Here is an 18,179-nt window from a genome sequence, read left to right on the forward strand (position 1 = left end):
TATCCCGCTCACCGAGGCGCAAAAGGCCAATGCAGGCTGTTAAGTGGTGAAATCCTGCCAGTGACGGTGCTTTTGCTTGCCCGGCCGGTCATCTGGCTTAGATTGGGCGTCAAAGACGATTCAATCACGCACAGGGTAGGAAAGCGCGTTGCCGCATCGATTATCGCCATTGGCGCCGTTCAAGCATGATACGTTCCGGGTCATCTGGGTGGCAAGCCTTGCGTCCAACTTCGGCGGGCTGATCCAAGCCGTCGGCGCCGCCTGGATGATGACCTCCATTACCGATTCGGTGAACATGGTGGCGCTGGTGCAGGCCTCGACCTCGCTGCCGATCATGCTGTTCTCGCTGATCTCCGGCGCTCTTGCCGATAATTTCGACCGCCGCCGCATCATGCTGATCGGCCAGTGTTTCATGCTCTGCGTCTCGGCGCTTCTGACGCTCTGCGCCTATTTCGGCTTTATCACCCCCTGGCTGCTTCTGCTGTTCACCTTCCTGATCGGCTGCGGCACGGCGCTGAACAATCCATCCTGGCAGGCTTCGGTCGGGGACATGGTGCCGCGCAACGTACTGCCGGCAGCAGTTGCGCTGAACAGCATGGGGTTCAACATCACCCGCTCGGTCGGTCCCGCCATCGGTGGCGTGATCGTTGCTGCAGCCGGGGCAGCCGCCGCTTTTGCTGCCAACACGCTCAGCTATTTCGCTATTATCTATGCACTGTTGCGCTGGCGCCGGGAGGAGACGCTGTCGACGTTGCCGCGCGAATCGATGGGCCGGGCGATTTCCGCCGGTCTGCGCTATGTGGCGATGTCGCCGAATATCGGCAAGGTGCTGGTGCGCGGCTTCTTTTTCGGTCTTTCGGCCAGCGCCATCCTCGCCCTTCTGCCTCTGGTCGCCCGTGATCTGGTCGCCGGCGGCCCTCTCACCTACGGCATCATGCTGGGTGCCTTCGGCCTCGGTGCCATCGGTGGTGCGCTGCTCAGCGCCCGGCTGCGCGAACATATGTCCAGCGAATGGGTCGTGCGCATCGCCTTTGCCGGTTTTGCCGTCAGCAGTCTGGTCACGGCGATCAGCCCCTATGGCTGGCTGACCAGCCTTGCACTTCTTCTGTCGGGTGCCGGCTGGGTGCTGGCGCTGTCGCTGTTCAATACGACCGTGCAGCTTTCGACGCCGCGCTGGGTGGTCGGGCGGGCTCTGTCGCTCTACCAGACCACCACCTTTGGCGGCATTGCGGCAGGCAGCTGGATGTGGGGGCAGGCGGCAGAGAACTATGGCCCGGCCATTGCCCTGATTGCCTCGGCTCTGCTGATGGTCGTCGGTGCCGCGATCGGGCTGAAACTGCCGCTGCCGGAGTTTCAGTCGCTCAATCTCGACCCGCTCAACCGCTTTTCGGAACCTCTGCTGAAGCTTGACCTCAAACCCCGCAGCGGCCCGATCGTGGTGATGATCGATTACGAGATCGCCGATGACGACGTGCCGGAATTCCTCACCGCCATGGCCGAGCGCCGCCGTATCCGGATCAGGGATGGCGCGGGGCAATGGGGGCTGATGCGCGATCTGGAAAATCCGACGGTCTGGACCGAGACATATCACGTGCCGACCTGGGTGGAATATGTACGCCACAACCAGCGCCGCACACAGGCCGACGCGGAGATCGGCGACAGGTTGACGGCACTGCATCGGGGCGCTGCTGCTCCCCGCGTTCACCGGATGATCGAGCGCCAGACGATCCTTCCTTACGAGTATGAGCGCTACAAGCAGCAGATGGACATGCACTGAACACTGCTTAGCAGTTGCGATCTCTCGATGGGCCGGCTTTGCAATGCGCAATGCCGGCCTTTTCGTTGCCCGTCGCGCGGGTGCCTCAAAAAACCGGGGAGGGCAGAATTTGGCTGTTTGATAATATTCATCCATATGGTTGACTATCGCGGATGTTTTATATATTCAACTATTAGGGTGAATAAATGGACGAGGATGATCTGTCACGGGTTCTCAAGGCCGCCGGCGATACGACCCGGCGACGCATCCTTACGCTGCTTGTTCAGGAGGGTGCATTGAGAGTGACGGCACTGGCCGCCCATTTCGACATGTCGCTGAATTCCGTCTCCAAGCATATCAAGGTGCTGGAGGAGGCAGGACTTGTCACCCGCCGGACCTTGGGCCGCGAACATTTCATCGCAGCCGAACTCGTTCCGCTGAAGCTGACCGAGGATTGGTTCGCGCAATTGAAGTCGATCTGGGAACTGCGCCTTGCGGCGCTGGAAAACTTACTCGTTTCAAAGGATGAAGACAATGAAGGAGCTTGAACTCACAGTCAGCCGCACAATCGCGGCATCGCGCCAAAAAGTGTTCGACGCCTGGCTTTCGCCGGTGACGCTGGCAAAATTCATGGCCCCGCCGTTCGGCAGTTCGCAGCCGAGCAAGGTCAAGAACGATCCGGTAAAGGGCGGCCGGTTTTCGATCGTCATGGTGACGCCCGAAAAGGAAATTCCGCATGCGGGCACCTATCTTGCGATCGACCCGCATTCCCATCTGTCGTTCACCTGGGAATCGCCGTACTCGCTTGACGACAGCGTCGTGACCATCGATCTGGCCACGGTCGATGCCGGCACCACGGAAATCACCCTGAAGCAGGTAAAGTTCAAAACCGAGGAAGCACGCCAAGGCCACGAACAGGGCTGGACGGCGATCCTCAACCTGCTCGAAACCAGCCTCGCCGCCGCCTGACCATAAAGCCGGGCGAAATCGAAAGCGGTTTCGCCCGCTCTACAATTTTCCCAACAGGTTCTTCTGGGGAAAACATGTCGGCTCGATGCCGTTTTTTGCCTGCCATGCGCCGATCGAGCGGCGGGTCTTGTAGCCCGCTAAGCCATCGGCCTTGCCGATATCGTAACCCTGTTTTTCCAGCGCCTTCTGCATTTTCAGGACGTCCGAGCGCAGCATCTTGCCGACATCGCCGAACTCGCGCTTGAACGCGCCGCCGCCTGAGGCAATCCGGTCGGCAAGGTTGCCGATGAACAGCGCATAGAGGTCGGAATTGTTGTATTCCTTGATGACGTAGAAATTCGGCGTGACGATGAATTCAGGCCCATTGCGGCCGGCGGGGACCAGCATCATGCCTTCTGCCTTGGCTTCGCTGGGTGGAAACGCCTTGCCGGATGCCCGTTCGATGCCTTCGGATGCCCACTTCGAAATCGGTTTGGCCAGATCCGGGCCTTCCTGCGCGCACGTCACATTGGCGGGAATGTAGACCTCGAAACCCCAGTCGCGGCCGCGCTGCCAGCCTTTCTTGGACAGGTAGTTGGCGATCGAGGCGAGCGTGTCGGGCGTCGATTTCCAGATGTCGCGGCGCCCGTCTCCATCGAAATCGACGGCATATTTCAGGAAGCTGGTCGGCAGGAATTGCGGCTGGCCCATGGCCCCGGCCCAGGAGCCGCGCATATCGGCCTCCTTCACGTCGCCGCTGTCGAGGATGTGCAGGGCAGCGATCAGTTCGCGCGTGAAAAGATCGCCACGCGTCGACATGAAGGCCTTGGTGGCAAGCACATCCATGACCGGATGCGGGATCTTTGCCCGGCCGAAACCGGACTCGCGGCCCCAGATGGCAATGATGACCGGACCTGGAACGCCGTAGGTCTTCTCGATCCGCTTGAGCGTCGCGGCGTTCTCCTTGGCTAGGCTGCGGCCCGTTGCCGCCAGGCCCTGCAACCGCTGTTCGGAGAAATAGGCGCCGGGCGAGGAAAATTCCGCCTGGCTCTGCTTCTGCTCGCCGGGCGGCTTGCTGCCCGGGGGCACCAGATCCGGCAGGTCCCAGTTGAGTTTCACATCGGCAAAGGCAGCTTTGAAGGCGCTAGCGGTAATGCCGGATTCCTGCGCCTGCGGCCAGAGGTCGGTTTGCAGCCATTGGCGGAATTGCGCTTCGGTCTCGGCCTTGGAGGCGGCGAGGGCGGGTAGGGGCATCAGCGAGACGATTGCCGCAACCACCATCGCCAGTGTTTGCCGCGCCCTACCCCCCTCTGTCGGCAACGCCGACATCTCTCCCTCAAGGGGGGAGATTGACCGCAGGCTTTTTGCCCGCCTTACCAGCGAGGTGCAGAGGGAAAAGAATGATCTCCCCCCTTGAGGGGGAGATGTCACGCAGTGACAGAGGGGGGCAGGCAGCGGCATACGCATAACTTTCCTCAAATCGCCGTCCTCGCCCTCAGTGCCGCCGTCAGCGTGCCTTCGTCCAGATAATCCAGTTCGCCACCCACCGGCACGCCATGCGCCAGCCGGGTGATCTTGACGCCGAGGCCGTCGAGCTGGTCGGTGATGTAGTGGGCCGTCGTCTGGCCCTCGACGGTGGCGTTGACGGCGATGATCAGTTCGCGCACGCCGCCTTTCGCCACCCGTTCGATAAGGCCCTTGATATTCAGATCGTCAGGCCCGACGCCATCGAGCGGCGACAGGGTACCGCCAAGCACATGATAGGCCGTATTCATGGCGCTTGCCCGCTCCAGCGCCCAGAGGTCGGAAACGTCCTCGACGACGATGATCACCGAATTGTCGCGCCGTTCGTCGGAACAGACGCTGCACGGATCGATCGTATCGACATTGCCGCAGCACGAGCAGATGCGGACCTTGCGGTGCGCTTCGCCCATGGCGTCGGCCAGAGGGCCAAGCAGCTGGTCCTTCTTCTTGACCAGATGAAGGGCGGCGCGCCGGGCCGAACGCGGCCCGAGCCCGGGCACCTTTGCCAAGAGCTGGATGAGTTTTTCAATTTCAGGACCGGTGACTCGCTTTGCCATGCGGGGTTTCTACTCCATATCTCCACAGAACGGAATCGCTGAAAAGAAAGTGCCGCCCATGAAAATCCGCGCCGTCTGCACCGGCAACGCCGAAATGCTGCCCGGCAAATCCTACAAAACCGGCATCTTCAAGCATCCGGTCGATGCCGGAGTGATGATCGACCGCGAAGGGCTGATCGGCGACAAGATCTGCAACCGCAAACACCATGGCGGCGTCGATCAGGCGGTTTATGCGCTCGGTTCGGTCGATCTCGACTGGTGGTCGAAGGAGCTCGGCCGCGATCTGGAGCCGGGTATTTTCGGCGAAAATCTGGTGATCGAGGGTGCCGACAGCCGCAAAATCTCTGTCGGCGACCGGTTCGAGACGGAGACGGTCGAACTTGAGGTCACATCGGCCCGCATCCCCTGCGCCACATTGGCGGTTCGCATGGACGATCCCGGCTTTGCAAAGCGCTTTGCCAGTGCCGGACGGCCGGGTTTTTACTGCCGCGTGCTGAAGGATGGTGTCGTCCAGGCTGGCGATGCCATCAGCTATCACGCCTATTCCGGCTCTCCCGTTCTGATGCCGGAGCTGCTGCAAACCTATGGCAAGAACCTCTCCGACGAGGACCGCGCCCGCTATATCGCAGCGCCCATCCACCACAAGCTGAGAGCCAAGCTCAGCGGCTGAGTTCCGTTCGCTTCGCCGTCCGCGACTTTAACCATCTGCTGAAGTTCCGCTTTCTTTCAATCGTTTCTCAACCTATGGAGAGGCTGTCGCAAGGCCCGTCATTGCATTGGGGTCGGTGCGATAAATCGATGATTGTGCAGACATCTGGAAAACCGAAGCGGACTTGCGAGGGCGAGGGCGCGAGGTTGCTTGCGTCTGCGAACAGAAGAGCGGCAAGGGCTGTGATCATGTCCGGATTTTTGGCAGCCCGTTTTGGGCGAGTGGGTACCGTGCTGGGCGTCGTGCTTTGCAGCCTGCTGGTGCAGAGCGCTATCGCTGTGGCGGGGGAATGTGCCCCTTCGCGGGGCAGTCCCGAGATTGCCCGCCTGCAGCGCCAGATCGCCGCCAACCGGGCGTTCCAGGTCAAATACAGCTGTGCTGCCGTTTCAAGCTTCGCATGCCGCGAGATCACCGGCCGGATCGCCCAGGCGAGCACCCGGCTTGCCAGCCTGTCAGGTGCGCAAGGCCGGAGCTGCAAGCCGATTGTCGCGGATCGCACTCAAGGTCGCCGCAGCGCAATAGCGGCAACGCGCGGCCTGGCCACGGGTTATGCCCTGCCACGGATCAGCGCCAGGATGGAGACGCGGTGCGTGCGCCTGTCGGATGGTTATTCCTTCCCCACCCCGAATTCTGGATACAATACCGCAAGCGATGTCGAAGCAATTTCGGCGCAGTGCAAATTCATCTGCGCCGATCCGGCGATGGATGTCTACCGGATGACGAGTACAGACCGGAACACCGATGAAATGATCTCGGTGACCACAGGCGCGCGTTATGCGCAATTGCCCAACACCGGGGTCTACCGCATGGTGGCGTCTCTCAAGACCTGCGATATCAATCGCTTCTACAAAACCGTTCTGGCAAAAATGCCCCCAGCCGCAGATGCGTCGAGTTCGAATGCGGAAAGTGTCCAACCGGTCGAGGCGCTGAACGTAGCGCTTCTCGGAAATGTCGGACTGCGCGGCACCAGCAGTTTCGTACAGCCACCGGCCCGCAAGGTCCGCGTCGTCGGCGCCGCTTACCTGCCGGACAATTGATCCCGGCTTGAACCGGCGGGCACTTTCACAGTCCCGCCAGCGTCTGCTGTCCTAGAAAGGCAGCTTCATGCCGGGCGGGATCGGCAGGCCGGCGGTCAGTTCGCGGGTCTTTTCGGCGGTGATGGCTTCGGCCTTGTCCTTGCCGTCCTTGTGAGCGGCAACGATCAGGTCTTCGAGGATTTCGACATCGTCTTCCTTGAACAGCGACGGGTCGATCTTCAGGCCCTTGAGGTTGCCCTTGCCGTCCATACGCACGGTGACGAGACCGCCGCCGGAGGCGCCGTCGACTTCGAGCGCAGAAATCTCTTCCTGCATCTTCTCCATCTTGGCCTGCATTTCCTTGACCTTGCCCATCATGCCCATGATGTCGCGCATCGTCATGTCCTCTTCTGAATGTCTCGATAAATCTTAAACTAGTGCTCGATATCGTCGCCGGGAAGGATGTCGCCCTCTTCGGATTCGGCGGCGGCGACGGCCACCGGCTCGTTTTCCTCTTCCAGCTCCGGTCCCTTGATCCGCACGTCGGTGATCTTGGCGCCCGGGAACTTGGCGAGAATGGCAGCAACGTCCGGATCCTGGCGCGCGTCGCTGACGCGCTTTTCCTGCGCCTGCGTCTCGGCTTCGAGCAGTGTCGGGGCTCCGGGCTCTCGGCTGAGGATGACCATCCAGCGGATGCCGGTCCAGTCCTCAAGCTTCTTCTGCAGCTCGGCGACCAGTGTCTTCGGCGCATCCTCCGGCAGGTTGATTTCCAGCCGTCCGGGCTCAAGGTTCACCAGCCGCACGAAACCGCGCACCAGTGTCTTCAGTTTGATATCGCGGTTGGTGCCGCAAAGTTCGGCAAGGTCGCTGACCGAGCGCACCGGAACTTTAGGCTCAGCCTTGGCCACCGGTGCTTCGAACGGCCGTTCCTCGATCTTTCCGACAGGCATGGCCGCAGACGGCGCCACGTCCGGCACGGCGCGTAGCATGGTCGCGCCATTTCCGGTCGCCCGCTGGGCCGGCGGCATGTCGTTGCCGCGCGCCTGGACGGATTCACCCATGGAGGCCTGCGCGCCACCGCCATTGCCACCGTTCGGGACGGACGGCTGGCGCGGCGCGTCGCCGCTGGAGAGTTCGAGCACACGCCGGGCGGCATCTTCGGGGGAGGGAAGGTGAGCGGCATGGGCAAGGCGGATCAGCACCATTTCGGCTGCACCGGCCGGGCGCGAGGAGCTTTCCGTTTCCGGAATGCCCTTCAAAAGCATCTGCCAGATGCGCGACAGCGTCGTCACGGCAATGCTGGACGAAAATTCGGCGCCACGGGTGCGCTCGATTTCGCTCAGAGACTGGTCGTTGGAGGCATCCGGCACGTATTTCAGCCGGGTGACGAGATGGGTGAAATCGGCAAGATCGGTCAGCACCACCGATGGGCTGGCGCCGGCCTCGTATTGTCCGGCGAACTCGTCGAGGGCCGCGGCCACGTCGCCTTTGACGATGTGCTGGAACAGATCGACGATGCGGGCGCGATCGGCAAGGCCGAGCATCGAGCGCACGGCTTCGACTTCGACCACGCCGCCGCCATGGGCGATCGCCTGGTCGAGCAGCGACAGGCCGTCCCGTGCCGAGCCTTCGGCCGCGCGCGCGATCATCGCCATGGCATCCGGATCGGCCGAGATGCCTTCCTTGCCGAGAATGGTGGTGAACAGGCCGACCAGATCGGACGCGCCGATGCGGCGCAGGTCGAAGCGCTGGCAGCGCGACAGCACCGTGATCGGAACCTTGCGGATTTCAGTGGTGGCGAAGATGAACTTCACATGCTCCGGCGGCTCTTCGAGCGTCTTCAACAGGCCGTTGAAGGCCTGGGTCGAGAGCATGTGCACTTCGTCGATGATATAGACTTTGTAGCGGGCCGACACCGGACGGTAGCGCACCTGCTCGATGATCTCGCGAATATCGTCGATACCGGTATGCGAGGCGGCGTCCATCTCGATCACATCGACATGGCGGCCTTCCATGATCGCCTGGCAATGTTCACCCGGAATCCGAAGGTCGATCGTCGGCTTGTCGATCTCGGATGTCTTGTAATTCAGCGCGCGGGCAAGGATGCGGGCGGTGGTGGTCTTGCCGACTCCGCGAACGCCGGTCAGCATATAGGCCTGGGCGATACGGCCGGTCTCGAACGCATTGGTGAGCGTCCGCACCATCGGTTCCTGGCCAACCATCAGGTCGGAGAAATCCTTCGGCCGGTATTTGCGCGCAAGCACGCGGTAGGCGGCGGGTTTTTCGGATGTCGGGATCAGACTATCTTCGCTCATCGCCCTTTTTTCCCCAAGACGGGGCCGCTTGGCTGCAAATCATGTCCGGAAAGGACAGAAGGAAAAGGGTGGGAGGCTGGCACGATGACCCGTGCCTGGCTCGTTGGGGCTGCTTCCTTCCGGACCTGACCCGGTTGGCGAGTGGCTCGTCCACCACCAACCTCCCGGCTCTCATATCGGCAATATCGAAACCAAATGCAAGCCACGCCTTCAAAAAACTGCTATCGTTGTTGAAACAAAACAAAAATCACTGTTTCCGGGGAGATCCGCTTGCCTGCCTTCGAGATTGATGAACGCCTTCAACGTGATGGATTGCTGATCTCCACGCTCGGCCTTTGCCAGCTTCGGATCAACAATGACCGCCGTTGGCCGTGGCTTGTGCTGATCCCGCAGCGCAATGGCGTGTCGGAAGTCTTCGATCTGACGCCTCTCGACCAGGCCATGCTGACATTCGAAACCAACATGGTGGCGGCCGCATTGAAAAAAGCGACAGGGGCGACGAAGATCAATGTGGGTGCTCTTGGCAATATCGTCCGCCAGCTTCATGTTCATGTCATCGCCCGCAGCGAGGGTGATGCCAACTGGCCGGGGCCGGTCTGGGGTTTTGGTTCCTCCGAGCCCTGGGACGACGACGCGCGCAAGGCATTCGCAGCACGGATAGTGGAAAATCTCTGACCATGACGAAATCGATCTTCGACCTGCACAGCCCGCATCCCGAGCCGAGCACGCTCGTCGCCTTTTCCGAAAATCACCTGGATAGACAATCGGAACATCGGCCCGACGATTGCGTCGAAGCCGCTTTCCGCAAGGAAGGCGCACACGTCTTTGCTTTCTCCGGTGGCAAGCTGGTGGTGAAACATGACGAGAAGATCATCGATCCGCTGTTTGCCCCCTACGAGTTGGCCGGCCTCGAACCGTTGCTCGACGACGCCATCCTGCTCGGCTTTCTGACGAATGGCGAACCACGCCTGGCTGTCCCCATCGGCATGACCGAGGAAACGTTGCCGGAACCGTTCAAACTGGCCGATGGCCGCACGCTCTATCGCCAGCAGATGTTGACGGACGAACTGCTCGGCCAGTTTGCGCAGGCCTCCAGCCTGATCTCTTGGAATGCGACAAACCGCTTTTGCGGCAAATGCGGGTCAGTCATGGAAAGCAAAGGCGGCGGCTACCGTCGCATCTGCTCAGCCTGCGGCCACATGGTCTTTCCGCGCACCGATCCCGTCGTCATCATGCTGACGATCGATCTGGATCGCGACCTCTGCCTGCTCGGCCGCAGCCCGCATTTCCCCGAAGGCATGTATTCCTGTCTCGCAGGCTTCGTCGAACCGGGCGAAACCATGGAAAATGCCGTCCGGCGTGAAACGCTCGAGGAATCCGGCATCCGCGTCGGCCGCGTCCGTTATCATGCCTCGCAGCCCTGGCCGATGCCGCACACGCTGATGATCGGCTGCTATGCGGAGGCGAAGTCCCGGGACATTCATCGCGACGATCAGGAGCTGGAAGATTGCCGCTGGTTCACCCGCGAGGAAACCGCAGCGATGCTGGCGCGCAACACCGGCGTGACGCTGGCTGCCGGTGAACTCGGGCCGCCACCCAAGGGTGCCATCGCCCATCAGCTGATGCGTGACTGGCTGGACTGGCCGAAATAGACGAAATCGGCACTCGCTAAAGCGGACGCCGATCGATGCCAGCCGATCGCCGGTTCAGAAATTGCGCTGCAGGCGAATGGTGCCACCGATGGCGCTGCCATTGCCGCGCAGGCCATCGAATTCCGTGTAGTTGATTTCGGGCTGGAACTTCAGCATGTCGGTGACCATGTATTCGACATTGAGGGCGGCGGCGAATGTGCCGTCCTCTTCGTAGGCGGCCTGGGCGTTGAGAGACGTCTTCTCATTGACCTTGAAGGCAAACCCGCCCCACGCGGCCCAGTCGCCGAGCCACGGGCCGTAATAATTCAGCCGCCGCGTGCCGCCTGGACCGTCGTCATTGTCCCAATCCGACTGGTAACCGCCCATAACCCAGGCAGAAAACACGTCGTTGAAGGCGGCGTCGACACGGATCTTGCCGCCGAAAGCCTCGGCGTTGGTGTCATAACCGCCAATAAAGGCAATACCCGTGCCTTCTTCCTGATAGTAGCGCAAGCCGCCGATCACATGCGGAAAGTCGTCACCGTGATAGGAGACGGACGGCACCGGCGCAAACCCGGTATCGTAGTTTCCCGCACCTTCTTCAAGGCCAATCAAAGCCGAAAATCCGGTATCGCCGCCATAAACATAGCTGACCTGGCTGGTCCGGTCGCCGGTATAGTCGATGACGTCGTCGTTGATGATGTTGCCGGCCGAGTTGAGCCAGGTGTCGTAGCGAGAATCGGCATAACCGGCGCGAAAGCCGGCAATCTCGATATAGGCGGCATTGAGGTAGGTGTCGGTATCGGTGATGTTGTTCACATCGCTGCGCAATTCAATGAAGCTGCGCAGTGCTCCATACTCCGTGTCCGACCGGGCATCGAGCGTAATGGTGCCGCGGGTAAACGCATCCCAGCCGTTGCTTTCGCCCGAATAGGGGCTCTCGCCATAGTTGGAATCGAACCGGACATAACCGCCGATCTTCAGGCAGGTTTCGGTTCCGGGAATATAGAAGTAGCCCTTTCCGAACGCATCGCAGACGCGAACATATTCCATGGGCTCAGGTTCGGCAGCGACGATCGCATCGGCGGCGCGCACCCCGGTGGAGACCATCAAGGCGGCTGTGGAGCAGAGAAAGAGCGTTCTGATTGCCATGTATCGACCTTTGCCGCGCCCCTGAGATTGCAGGCGCCTGTCGTTGCCGGGGAAAGCACTGCGCGCTGCGAATCAGGCCGCACGCAATGCGACGCACAATCGGGTTCGACACGAAACAATCATCTTTTCGCTTTTATTTCCAGCCGCTAATTTTTGTAGGTTTGGGCTGCGGTATTTTGGCTACAGAACCAACCGCATCGGATGGGCGGGATAGGAGCCGAGGATGCGAACCTTTTCGGAAAAATAGCGCAGTTCATCCAGCGCCTGGCGCACATGCGCGTCGTCCGGATGGCCCTCGATATCGGCATAGAACTGCGTGGCAATGAACTTGCCGCCGAGCTGGTAGCTTTCCAGCTTGGTCATGTTGATGCTGTTGGTAGCAAAGCCGCCAAGTGCCTTGTAGAGAGCTGCCGGGATATTGCGGACGTTGAAGACGAATGTGGTGACGATGATGTCCTTGTCCGCCTGCCGCTTGATGTTCTTCGGCTCACGCGACAGAACCACGAAGCGCGTGACGTTGTTTTCCGTATCCTCGACATTCTCGGCGACGATCTCAAGCTTGTAGAGATCGGCGGCAAGCCTTGGAGCAAGTGCTGCCATCGAGCGGTCGCCCATTTCCGCCACGAGCTTGGCGGCTCCTGCAGTATCGCCCGCGACCACCGGTTTCCAGCCATTGGCCCGGACGATCTTGCGGCACTGGCCAAGCGCGTGGATATGGCTGTGCACGGTGCGGATCTCGTCGTGCGAAACGCCCGGAAGCACCATCAGCTGAAAGCGGATCGGCATGAAATATTCGCCGATAATGTGCAGCCGCGACTCGGGCAACAGGTGATGGATATCGGCGACGCGGCCGGCAATGGTGTTTTCGATCGGGATCATCGCCAGATCCGCCTCGCCATTTTCGACGGCCAGGAAGGCGTCCTCGAAGGTCTGGCAGGGCAGCGGCTCCATGTCCGGAAACATGTCGCGGCAGGCCATGTCGGAATTGGCGCCGTAGTCGCCCTGAAAGGAAATCCGGTTTGTCTTGGTGATCATGGTGCTGTCCGATCAGGCTTTGGCGGCAAGAAAGCGCCGGGCTTTTTCAAGGTCTGCCGGGGTGTCGACACCGACCGGGACCGATTTGACGATTTCCACGTCGATGCGCATGCCGGCTTCAAGCGCCCGCAACTGCTCCAGCGATTCGCGCTTTTCCAGCACCGAAGGCGGCAGCGAAACGAATTTTTCGAGCGCTGCCCGCCTGTAGGCGTAGAGACCGATGTGATGATAGAGCGGTCCGTTGCCGTATGGCGCGGTGGTTCGGGTGAAATAGAGTGCCTTCAGCCGGGTTTCCGACAGCGGCGAACCGATAACCTTTGGAACGTTGGGATTGGTCTTTTCCGCCTCTTCCTCTATCTCGACGGTGAGGGTGGCGATATCGACATCGGGGTTTTCCAGCGGCCGAAGTGCAGCCCGGATGGTTTCCGGATCGATGGTCGGCAGATCGCCCTGCACATTGATGATGATCTCGGCCTTGCGCTGCGGGTCGCTCTTCAAAAGCGCCTCGTAGATGCGGTCGGAGCCAGATTGATGATCCAGCCGGGTCATGACCGCCTCGAAGCCAGCCGCTGTTACCGCATCGAACACATCCTGGTGGTCGACAGCGACGACGATCCGTCCGGCCTGCGCCTCCCTTGCCCGCAGGGCGACCTGGACGATCATCGGCAGGCCGCAGATGTCGGCCAGCGGCTTGCCGGGCAGCCGCGTCGAGGCCATGCGCGCAGGGATCAGAATCAGGGTTTTGTCCAAATTGTCGCTATTCATGCTTAGGCCTTCAAAACGCGCCGGAAAAGTGTCAAAAGGTCTCAGACCGGGGCTTATAATGTCTGTTGCAACACAAAGCCAAAAGACATAGGTTCCGCGCGATTTCAAGATAGGCTGGCGTTTTGTTCGCGCCGGTTGCAAGGGGAGCATTTGCGGATGAACTCATATGTAAACATGGGCGTGGGTGCCTTCCTCGGTACGGTCTTTGTTTTGATGTCCGTATCGATTGCGTCGGAAGGCATCTTCCATTCGGAAGTTCCCGAAAAGGAAGGCTTTGCCATTATCGCCGAAGAGGGCGCCTCGGATGCCGGCGCCGGTGCCACGGCAGAGGTCGAAGTCGATATCAAGCCGCTTCTGGCATCGGCTGATGCGTCGGCCGGCGAGACCGTATTCAAGAAATGCGCGAGCTGTCATACCGTAGATAAGGGAGGGGCCAACAAGGTTGGTCCTAACCTCTGGGGCCTTGTCGAGCGCCCGATCGCTTCGCATGAAGGTTTTGCCTATTCGGCTGGCATGAAGACATTCGCCGAAGCCAACAAGACCTGGACTTACGATCACCTGAGCTTCTTCATCGAAGCGCCGAAGAAGCACGTTCCCGGTACCGCAATGGGCTTTGCCGGCGTCAAGAAGCCGGATGAGCGCGCCAACCTGATTGCCTGGCTTCGCGAACATGCCGATACGCCGGTGGCACTGCCGTCCGCAACTGCTGCTGCGGCGCCTGCCGCTGAAGGTGAAACTGCAAAGCCTGCTGCCGAGGCCGAAGCTGCCAAGCCTGCTACGGAAGGCGAGGCTGCAAAGCCGGCGACTGAAGGCGAAGAAACGAAGCCTGCCACGGAGGCGGCACCTGCTCCGTAAGGTCAACCGTCCAGAGCAGCGACAGAATGAACAGAGCCCGGCCGATGTGCCGGGCTTTTTCGTGTCTGGGGTTCTGTCGTTTCTGCTAAAGCAGGATATAGGCCCAGGCGGACACCGAGACGACGCCGAGTGCGGTAGTGATGGTGATCGTCGATGATGCAAGGCCGTGACCGACGTTGAAGTGGTTGGCGATCAGCCAGGCATTGACGCCGGTGGGAACCGACGACGTCAGCACCAGCGCCGCCGTCCAGTTGCTGTTCAGGCCGAGCAACTGGCAGGCGCCGTAGACGGTCGCCGGCAGGACGATCAATTTCAGCGCGCTGGTGACCGAGGCCAGGCCGGTATTGCCGGCAAGCCCATATTTATCGACCGCCATGCCGATCGAGATCAAGGCTGCCGGGGCTGCAACACCCGCCAATTGATCGACGACGACCTTGATGGGGCCGCCGAGAGGCATGCCGGTAAGGTGAACCAGCGCCCCAAGCGCGAGCCCGATGACCAGCGGATTGCGCACAAGGTTGTGCAGGATGCCCTTGAGGAGCTTGAACGGGCTCTGTCCGGGCTTGCCGCTGGTTTTGCGTTCGGCCCGCTCCATCAGGATCGTGCCGGCGATCATCATGACCGGCAGATGCACGGACAAGAGAATAGACAGCGCCACGACACCTTCTTCGCCGACGCTGCGCGAGACCAGCGGCAGGCCGATGAAGACGGTATTGGCAAAAGCGGATGAAACCCCGGCCAGCACGCCGATCCGCGCGTCCTTCTTGAAAAACAGCGTCGCGGCGAGATGCCCCAAGGTCCACGTCGCGCAGACACCGGAGAAATAGGCGACCCAGAGCGGCCAAGGCGAGCCATCCCTGAAATCCGCTTCGGCAATCGTGCGGAACAGAAGAACCGGCACGGCGACCCGGAAAACGAAATCGCCGAGCGCGTCTCCCACGGATGCCTTCAGATAATTCATCCGCACGATCAGCCAACCGAGCAGGATCAGGACGAAGATCGGCACGACATTCAGGAAGACATCGGACATCAGGCGCAGCCTCTTGGCAAAATGAACGTCCGCCATAGACCCATTCGCCCGGCTGTCGCAACCCGGTGCGCGCGCATATCGGATGCAGCGCATATTTCACGCAAGGCTCATATGCCAGATTGGGGAAGGGAGGTTGCCAGATGATCGAAAAATCGTGGCTGGAGCCCGTCGTCCTTGAACTCGACGGAATAGGAAGTTACCGCATGGTTCGCAACACCAGTGAAGCGGCTCAGTGTCTTCTGGGCAGGTGGCCCGTTCAGGACGGCAGCGCCTACCAGGCGGCCATCCAGACATGCCGTTGTGTGTTGCGTGGCGAGCAGCCGGTAGACTATGCCCGTCAGGATTTTATTGCCGCTGCCGTTGAGGCTTTTATTCACGTGCAACCGGGCGCTTGACGTCTCTTTGCAAACTCATTTTCAGAAGACCGGAACATTCGGGAAAAGCTTGCGTTGTCCCCCGGAAGGACAATTGCCATGCACAAACAGATTTACATTCACCAGGATGATCATTCGGACCTAACGGATGACGAACTGGCCAGCAAGGTCATGCGCTATATCCAGTATTCGGCGCTGATCGATACGTCCCGGCTGTCTGTCATGGCTATCGGTCGTACGGTTGTTTTAAGCGGGTACGTTGCTTGCGAGAGCGAAATTGGCTGCATTGAAGAGGCCGCTGCTTCGGTGATCGGCGTGCATCTCGTAGAAAACAAGGTAGAGGTAAACTGTCACTGATCAAGCTTTTGCCTGTCTGATCAGTCGTTGCTGGGTGACGACAGTCTATATTCTTGGAATTTTCATCATCGGCAAATTCAAAAGTTATTCCGGTCCGCCTCAACGAGCGGGCCGAAACATTGCTTGAGGGACGCACAACGAGTCTCCGTCAAATCGCGCCGCCTGTAACAGGGTTGATTACCGGCCTCTCGCTATCGTCCTTGCCACCCGCAGGTTGGACCATGGGCGCTGCCTTTGACCGTTCGTCGGCATTCGAAGGCTGGCTCGGCGGCCGGTGCACGTCGAGGGGCTTCCTCTGTTCCGGCGTGGCGTTGCTATCATCATTGGACATAAAAACCACCTCAAGCCATTCCGGCCGGATCGCCGATCGGCAACAGCGCTGGTTCCAGCACAGGGTCGTTGGGGTTTTTGGTGTCGCCCTTGTCTATTACCGGTGGTATGGCAGGTTTTTCCTGCGACCGGTCAGGCAAACCGGGGCTGGATTGCGGTCCGCGCGGACCATCGTCCTGTGGGGTGGGGATTGTTGTCGGCATGATTGTTCTCCTTCTTCAGGAGTAAACGATGCTTGGTGGCGGATGGTTCCGGCGTCTCGTCGAGGCCGCAGTCCATATTCGACCTTCGCTTCAGCCTTCATCGGAAAATAACACGTCAAAGGCGCAGCCGTTTCCTAGTTCAAGGGAGCCTTTTCACTCTGTAATGTCCCACCGATGTCACCCTTTTTCTTCTTCTTCGGGAGTGGCGTCAGATTTCCGGAGAGGAGATCGACAGGTGTGGCAACGGTCGTTGCGGCGACTTTGCCGACAGTGTTTACCGTACCGGCAACGATGGCCGTAATGCCATCGCCAAGCCCGACATCGGAATCGGTCAGCGTCTGGCCGGTCACAAGCCGCTGGCCAATCAGTTGAACGATCTGAGGGCTCTCGGCAAACTTTCCATGATTGAGGCGATCGGTGGATTTTACCTTCGTCAGGTCAACCACCGTGATGCCGGCCTGTTCAAGCTTGGTCTTGAAAGGCTCTTCAGCCGGATTGATCTGCCCCAGCCGCTGCACATCGCCAGAGATGTAGCGCGACAGGGCCAGAGCCCGGTCGTCCTGCGAGACGAAGATGGTGAAATTCGGCTTCCTTGCGCCCAGCTCAGTCCATTGCCGCGCGAACACATCGACATCGATATCGGGCGATGCGAGGATGACGTTTTCAATCTTTTTCGGAAGGCCGCCGTCGCGGATCGCCATCTGGCGAACTGCCTCCATCGCCAGCCAGGTTCCCATCGAATGCGCAAGGATGGTAATGTCCTTGATATTTTTATCCTCGACCAGCGCCTTCAGCGTGTTTTCCAGCGAGGTGCGCGAATAGTTGGTGCTTTCCTTGTCGTAATTATAGTCGAATACCTTGGCACGCGACGGCCATGTGAAAAGGACCGGCGTTACGTCGGCACCGGAATCATGGACGATCTGGGCAAAACGGAAGACCGAATCCTCATAGGTATTGTTAAAGCCGTGGATGAAGACCATCGCATGGCCGCCCTTGGAGTGCTTGCGCACCCATTCCCGCCCCTCCTGGATGGTTTCCAGCGGTTTGACACGTACGACGGCGAAATCAGTCTGAGGATTGGGCGGCAGCTTCTTTGGCCATTGCACCGTCCCGGATGCGCGGACCTTGTCTGACGGAATGGAAACGGCAACATCGGTAATCGACGGGTTTGCGCTGCGCTCGCCGGAAAACAATGTTGCCGGATCGTCGGAAGGCAGCCGGCTGGTTGCCACCAGCATATCCACGACGGCGTTGCCACCGGGCTCTGCAGCCAGATTTAGCGGCTGCATGACACCCTTGACATGGCCTCCGCAGGCCGTGAGCGCCACGACGAGCGGTAAAATGATAGTCAAACGCCGGAAGTTACCCTGCGATGAAGACGGGAAAAGTCTGCCAATCGATGCTGAGGTCATGGATACGCTTCCGACAAAACACAAGTTTTCACAAACAGCCCAGAATTGTGCACTGAACTCAGTCCACAGTCGGTTGTCACCGTCAAGTCCGTTCCGTCCAACTAGGCCGGCGTGGCTGATCCATGACACAGGGTCATATTGTATTTTTGACACAGCCACCGGTGGGACAGACCGTTTTTGCCGCACACCCTCGATCTCCAGTGCCTCATC

General features: G+C 60.0%; 21 protein-coding genes and 1 other RNA gene. 10 read left to right on the forward strand and 12 right to left on the reverse strand.

Annotated elements, in window-relative coordinates; all coding sequences use genetic code 11:
* Nucleotides 1-148: 148 nt before the first annotated feature.
* The 3 genes from ACP7E6_RS17265 (at nt 149) to ACP7E6_RS17275 (ending at nt 2,725) form a co-directional block, all read left to right on the forward strand.
* Nucleotides 149-1,777, forward strand: coding sequence for an MFS transporter (locus tag ACP7E6_RS17265; protein WP_426230973.1), 1,629 nt, complete (start codon nt 149-151; stop codon nt 1,775-1,777).
* 185 nt (nt 1,778-1,962) lie between these two features.
* Nucleotides 1,963-2,304, forward strand: coding sequence for an ArsR/SmtB family transcription factor (locus tag ACP7E6_RS17270; RefSeq protein WP_426230974.1), 342 nt, complete (start codon nt 1,963-1,965; stop codon nt 2,302-2,304).
* On the forward strand, nt 2,291-2,725 hold the full coding sequence (locus ACP7E6_RS17275) for an SRPBCC family protein (RefSeq protein ID WP_426230975.1): 435 nt from the start codon (nt 2,291-2,293) through the stop codon (nt 2,723-2,725). The genes ACP7E6_RS17270 and ACP7E6_RS17275 overlap by 14 nt, the downstream gene beginning before the upstream one ends.
* A gap of 39 nt (nt 2,726-2,764) precedes the next feature.
* Here the strand turns inward: ACP7E6_RS17275 and ACP7E6_RS17280 are convergent, their stop codons facing one another.
* Together ACP7E6_RS17280 and recR are read right to left on the reverse strand one after the other, a co-directional pair.
* Nucleotides 2,765-3,985 carry a lytic murein transglycosylase gene (locus ACP7E6_RS17280; RefSeq protein WP_426231179.1) on the reverse strand — a complete coding sequence of 407 codons (1,221 nt, stop codon included), beginning with the start codon at nt 3,983-3,985 and terminating at the stop codon, nt 2,765-2,767.
* Nucleotides 3,986-4,179: 194 nt separating this feature from the next.
* Entirely contained in the window at nt 4,180-4,785 is a 606-nt protein-coding gene (gene recR / locus ACP7E6_RS17285; protein WP_426230976.1) for a recombination mediator RecR, read from the reverse strand.
* Between the two features lie 58 nt (nt 4,786-4,843).
* Between recR and ACP7E6_RS17290 the strand changes: the two genes are divergently transcribed.
* Nucleotides 4,844-5,455: an MOSC domain-containing protein gene (locus ACP7E6_RS17290; protein ID WP_426230977.1), complete on the forward strand. Its 612-nt coding sequence runs from the start codon at nt 4,844-4,846 to the stop codon at nt 5,453-5,455.
* Nucleotides 5,456-5,682: 227 nt separating this feature from the next.
* The gene (locus ACP7E6_RS17295) at nt 5,683-6,531 is read left to right on the forward strand and encodes a DUF2865 domain-containing protein (protein WP_426230978.1); all 849 of its coding nucleotides are present in this window, start codon (nt 5,683-5,685) and stop codon (nt 6,529-6,531) included.
* A 51-nt stretch (nt 6,532-6,582) separates the two neighbouring features.
* On the opposite strand, the gene ACP7E6_RS17300 is transcribed toward ACP7E6_RS17295, so the two are convergent.
* The 3 genes from ACP7E6_RS17300 to ffs form a co-directional block, all read right to left on the reverse strand.
* The gene (locus tag ACP7E6_RS17300; RefSeq protein WP_113313667.1) at nt 6,583-6,906 is read right to left on the reverse strand and encodes a YbaB/EbfC family nucleoid-associated protein; all 324 of its coding nucleotides are present in this window, start codon (nt 6,904-6,906) and stop codon (nt 6,583-6,585) included.
* Nucleotides 6,907-6,944: 38 nt separating this feature from the next.
* Complete coding sequence (locus ACP7E6_RS17305) at nt 6,945-8,825, reverse strand: DNA polymerase III subunit gamma/tau (protein WP_426230979.1); 1,881 nt, start codon at nt 8,823-8,825, stop codon at nt 6,945-6,947.
* A gap of 68 nt (nt 8,826-8,893) precedes the next feature.
* Nucleotides 8,894-8,990, reverse strand: an RNA gene (ffs, locus tag ACP7E6_RS17310) — signal recognition particle sRNA small type.
* 105 nt (nt 8,991-9,095) lie between these two features.
* Here ffs and ACP7E6_RS17315 point away from each other — a divergent pair.
* Both ACP7E6_RS17315 and nudC read left to right on the forward strand, forming a co-directional pair.
* Nucleotides 9,096-9,500: an HIT family protein gene (locus ACP7E6_RS17315; protein WP_426230980.1), complete on the forward strand. Its 405-nt coding sequence runs from the start codon at nt 9,096-9,098 to the stop codon at nt 9,498-9,500.
* 2 nt (nt 9,501-9,502) lie between these two features.
* Nucleotides 9,503-10,477: an NAD(+) diphosphatase gene (gene nudC, locus ACP7E6_RS17320; RefSeq protein WP_426230981.1), complete on the forward strand. Its 975-nt coding sequence runs from the start codon at nt 9,503-9,505 to the stop codon at nt 10,475-10,477.
* Nucleotides 10,478-10,531: 54 nt separating this feature from the next.
* Here the strand turns inward: nudC and ACP7E6_RS17325 are convergent, their stop codons facing one another.
* From ACP7E6_RS17325 to ACP7E6_RS17335, 3 genes are all read right to left on the reverse strand, one after another.
* Nucleotides 10,532-11,608 carry a porin gene (locus tag ACP7E6_RS17325; protein ID WP_426230982.1) on the reverse strand — a complete coding sequence of 359 codons (1,077 nt, stop codon included), beginning with the start codon at nt 11,606-11,608 and terminating at the stop codon, nt 10,532-10,534.
* A 180-nt stretch (nt 11,609-11,788) separates the two neighbouring features.
* Entirely contained in the window at nt 11,789-12,643 is an 855-nt protein-coding gene (locus tag ACP7E6_RS17330; protein ID WP_426230983.1) for a prephenate dehydratase, read from the reverse strand.
* A 12-nt stretch (nt 12,644-12,655) separates the two neighbouring features.
* Complete coding sequence (locus ACP7E6_RS17335; RefSeq protein ID WP_426230984.1) at nt 12,656-13,408, reverse strand: 3-deoxy-manno-octulosonate cytidylyltransferase; 753 nt, start codon at nt 13,406-13,408, stop codon at nt 12,656-12,658.
* Nucleotides 13,409-13,564: 156 nt separating this feature from the next.
* Here ACP7E6_RS17335 and ACP7E6_RS17340 point away from each other — a divergent pair, with 156 nt between their 5' ends.
* The gene (locus ACP7E6_RS17340) at nt 13,565-14,263 is read left to right on the forward strand and encodes a c-type cytochrome (protein WP_426230985.1); all 699 of its coding nucleotides are present in this window, start codon (nt 13,565-13,567) and stop codon (nt 14,261-14,263) included.
* Between the two features lie 85 nt (nt 14,264-14,348).
* Here the strand turns inward: ACP7E6_RS17340 and ACP7E6_RS17345 are convergent, their stop codons facing one another.
* Nucleotides 14,349-15,293: an AEC family transporter gene (locus ACP7E6_RS17345; protein WP_426231180.1), complete on the reverse strand. Its 945-nt coding sequence runs from the start codon at nt 15,291-15,293 to the stop codon at nt 14,349-14,351.
* Between the two features lie 140 nt (nt 15,294-15,433).
* Between ACP7E6_RS17345 and ACP7E6_RS17350 the strand changes: the two genes are divergently transcribed.
* Nucleotides 15,434-15,688: a DUF982 domain-containing protein gene (locus ACP7E6_RS17350; RefSeq protein ID WP_426230986.1), complete on the forward strand. Its 255-nt coding sequence runs from the start codon at nt 15,434-15,436 to the stop codon at nt 15,686-15,688.
* Between the two features lie 78 nt (nt 15,689-15,766).
* Nucleotides 15,767-16,024 carry a BON domain-containing protein gene (locus ACP7E6_RS17355; RefSeq protein WP_426230987.1) on the forward strand — a complete coding sequence of 86 codons (258 nt, stop codon included), beginning with the start codon at nt 15,767-15,769 and terminating at the stop codon, nt 16,022-16,024.
* Nucleotides 16,025-16,172: 148 nt separating this feature from the next.
* Here ACP7E6_RS17355 and ACP7E6_RS17360 read toward each other — a convergent pair whose 3' ends face one another.
* The 3 genes from ACP7E6_RS17360 to ACP7E6_RS17370 form a co-directional block, all read right to left on the reverse strand.
* Entirely contained in the window at nt 16,173-16,355 is a 183-nt protein-coding gene (locus ACP7E6_RS17360) for a hypothetical protein (RefSeq protein ID WP_426230988.1), read from the reverse strand.
* A 10-nt stretch (nt 16,356-16,365) separates the two neighbouring features.
* Nucleotides 16,366-16,557: a hypothetical protein gene (locus ACP7E6_RS17365; protein ID WP_426230989.1), complete on the reverse strand. Its 192-nt coding sequence runs from the start codon at nt 16,555-16,557 to the stop codon at nt 16,366-16,368.
* A 134-nt stretch (nt 16,558-16,691) separates the two neighbouring features.
* On the reverse strand, nt 16,692-17,969 hold the full coding sequence (locus ACP7E6_RS17370) for an alpha/beta hydrolase (RefSeq protein ID WP_426230990.1): 1,278 nt from the start codon (nt 17,967-17,969) through the stop codon (nt 16,692-16,694).
* Nucleotides 17,970-18,179 lie beyond the last annotated feature (210 nt).

This window comes from Pararhizobium sp. DWP3-4, assembly GCF_049898205.1.
Lineage (GTDB): Bacteria > Pseudomonadota > Alphaproteobacteria > Rhizobiales > Rhizobiaceae > Pararhizobium.

Excerpts from the sequence above, each read along its gene's own strand:
- recR (WP_426230976.1), bottom strand. The coding sequence starts at position 4,785 with ATGGCAAAGCGAGTCACCGGTCCTGAAATTGAAAAACTCATCCAGCTC.
- ACP7E6_RS17305 (WP_426230979.1), bottom strand. The coding sequence starts at position 8,825 with ATGAGCGAAGATAGTCTGATCCCGACATCCGAAAAACCCGCCGCCTAC.
- ACP7E6_RS17355 (WP_426230987.1), top strand. The coding sequence starts at position 15,767 with ATGCACAAACAGATTTACATTCACCAGGATGATCATTCGGACCTAACG.
- ACP7E6_RS17350 (WP_426230986.1), top strand. The coding sequence starts at position 15,434 with ATGATCGAAAAATCGTGGCTGGAGCCCGTCGTCCTTGAACTCGACGGA.
- nudC (WP_426230981.1), top strand. The coding sequence starts at position 9,503 with ATGACGAAATCGATCTTCGACCTGCACAGCCCGCATCCCGAGCCGAGC.
- ACP7E6_RS17280 (WP_426231179.1), bottom strand. The coding sequence starts at position 3,985 with ATGGTGGTTGCGGCAATCGTCTCGCTGATGCCCCTACCCGCCCTCGCC.
- ACP7E6_RS17360 (WP_426230988.1), bottom strand. The coding sequence starts at position 16,355 with ATGTCCAATGATGATAGCAACGCCACGCCGGAACAGAGGAAGCCCCTC.
- ACP7E6_RS17275 (WP_426230975.1), top strand. The coding sequence starts at position 2,291 with ATGAAGGAGCTTGAACTCACAGTCAGCCGCACAATCGCGGCATCGCGC.
- ACP7E6_RS17340 (WP_426230985.1), top strand. The coding sequence starts at position 13,565 with ATGAACTCATATGTAAACATGGGCGTGGGTGCCTTCCTCGGTACGGTC.
- ACP7E6_RS17370 (WP_426230990.1), bottom strand. The coding sequence starts at position 17,969 with ATGACCTCAGCATCGATTGGCAGACTTTTCCCGTCTTCATCGCAGGGT.
- ACP7E6_RS17295 (WP_426230978.1), top strand. The coding sequence starts at position 5,683 with ATGTCCGGATTTTTGGCAGCCCGTTTTGGGCGAGTGGGTACCGTGCTG.
- ACP7E6_RS17325 (WP_426230982.1), bottom strand. The coding sequence starts at position 11,608 with ATGGCAATCAGAACGCTCTTTCTCTGCTCCACAGCCGCCTTGATGGTC.
- ACP7E6_RS17270 (WP_426230974.1), top strand. The coding sequence starts at position 1,963 with ATGGACGAGGATGATCTGTCACGGGTTCTCAAGGCCGCCGGCGATACG.
- ACP7E6_RS17300 (WP_113313667.1), bottom strand. The coding sequence starts at position 6,906 with ATGCGCGACATCATGGGCATGATGGGCAAGGTCAAGGAAATGCAGGCC.
- ACP7E6_RS17345 (WP_426231180.1), bottom strand. The coding sequence starts at position 15,293 with ATGTCCGATGTCTTCCTGAATGTCGTGCCGATCTTCGTCCTGATCCTG.
- ACP7E6_RS17365 (WP_426230989.1), bottom strand. The coding sequence starts at position 16,557 with ATGCCGACAACAATCCCCACCCCACAGGACGATGGTCCGCGCGGACCG.
- ACP7E6_RS17330 (WP_426230983.1), bottom strand. The coding sequence starts at position 12,643 with ATGATCACCAAGACAAACCGGATTTCCTTTCAGGGCGACTACGGCGCC.
- ACP7E6_RS17335 (WP_426230984.1), bottom strand. The coding sequence starts at position 13,408 with ATGAATAGCGACAATTTGGACAAAACCCTGATTCTGATCCCTGCGCGC.
- ACP7E6_RS17290 (WP_426230977.1), top strand. The coding sequence starts at position 4,844 with ATGAAAATCCGCGCCGTCTGCACCGGCAACGCCGAAATGCTGCCCGGC.